This is a genomic window from Allocoprococcus similis (assembly GCF_054660775.1).
Genome location: NZ_BAAHSG010000064.1, coordinates 1 through 1,639, shown reverse-complemented (window position 1 = coordinate 1,639; position 1,639 = coordinate 1). Strand labels below are relative to the sequence as shown.

2 rRNA genes are annotated in these 1,639 nt (G+C 52.3%); both read right to left on the bottom strand.

Annotation, left to right across the window (positions count from 1 at the left end):
• Positions 1 to 9: 9 nt before the first annotated feature.
• A 5S ribosomal RNA gene (gene rrf / locus ACYQ5K_RS17280) occupies positions 10 to 127 on the bottom strand.
• A gap of 125 nt (positions 128 to 252) precedes the next feature.
• Positions 253 to 1,639 (bottom strand): 16S ribosomal RNA (locus ACYQ5K_RS17275); the annotation flags it as partial.

The following is a 1,639-nucleotide window of genomic DNA, read 5'->3' as shown; positions in this document are numbered from 1 at the left end:
TTTTTTATGGTCTGGCGGCCACCTGCTCTCCCACACCGTCTCCAGTGCAGTACCATCGGCCGGTCAGGTCTTAACCATCGTGTTCGAGATGGGAACGGGTGTGTCCCCTGACCGCATCGCCACCAGAAATATTGAGTTCTTAGCGAAGTCCTTTTGAGCTTAGAACTCAAATTGTTCTTTGAGCTCTGCGAAAAGAATTTCCTTTATTGATAACTCAACAATAGACAACTTTCCTTACTTCTTCTTCCTTAGAAAGGAGGTGATCCAGCCGCACCTTCCGATACGGCTACCTTGTTACGACTTCACCCCAGTTATCGGTCCCACCTTCGGCAGCTCTCTCCTTACGGTTGAGTCACTGACTTCGGGCGTTACCAACTCCCATGGTGTGACGGGCGGTGTGTACAAGACCCGGGAACGTATTCACCGCGACATGCTGATTCGCGATTACTAGCGATTCCAGCTTCATGTAGTCGAGTTGCAGACTACAATCCGAACTGAGACGTTATTTTTGAGATTTGCTTACCCTCGCAGGTTTGCTTCCCTTTGTTTACGCCATTGTAGCACGTGTGTAGCCCTGCTCATAAGGGGCATGATGATTTGACGTCATCCCCACCTTCCTCCAGGTTATCCCTGGCAGTCTCTCCAGAGTGCCCACCCGAAATGCTGGCTACTGAAGATAAGGGTTGCGCTCGTTGCGGGACTTAACCCAACATCTCACGACACGAGCTGACGACAACCATGCACCACCTGTCACCGGTGTTCCGAAGAAAAGGCATCATTACATGCCGGTCACCGGGATGTCAAGAGCAGGTAAGGTTCTTCGCGTTGCTTCGAATTAAACCACATGCTCCACCGCTTGTGCGGGTCCCCGTCAATTCCTTTGAGTTTCATTCTTGCGAACGTACTCCCCAGGTGGACTACTTATTGCGTTTGCTGCGGCACCGAAGAGCTTTGCTCCCCGACACCTAGTAGTCATCGTTTACGGCGTGGACTACCAGGGTATCTAATCCTGTTTGCTCCCCACGCTTTCGAGCCTCAACGTCAGTCATCGTCCAGTAAGCCGCCTTCGCCACTGGTGTTCCTCCCAATATCTACGCATTTCACCGCTACACTGGGAATTCCACTTACCTCTCCGACACTCTAGCTGCATAGTTTCCAAAGCAGTCCCGGGGTTGAGCCCCGGGCTTTCACTTCAGACTTACACAGCCGTCTACGCTCCCTTTACACCCAGTAAATCCGGATAACGCTTGCACCATACGTATTACCGCGGCTGCTGGCACGTATTTAGCCGGTGCTTCTTAGTCAGGTACCGTCATTTTCTTCCCTGCTGATAGAGCTTTACATACCGAAATACTTCTTCGCTCACGCGGCGTCGCTGCATCAGGGTTTCCCCCATTGTGCAATATTCCCCACTGCTGCCTCCCGTAGGAGTTTGGGCCGTGTCTCAGTCCCAATGTGGCCGGTCACCCTCTCAGGTCGGCTACTGATCGTCGGCTTGGTAGGCCGTTACCCCACCAACTACCTAATCAGACGCGGGTCCATCTCATACCACCGGAGTTTTTCCCACCAGGTCATGCGACCCTGTGGTCTTATGCGGTATTAGCAGTCATTTCTAACTGTTATCCCCCTGTATGAGGCA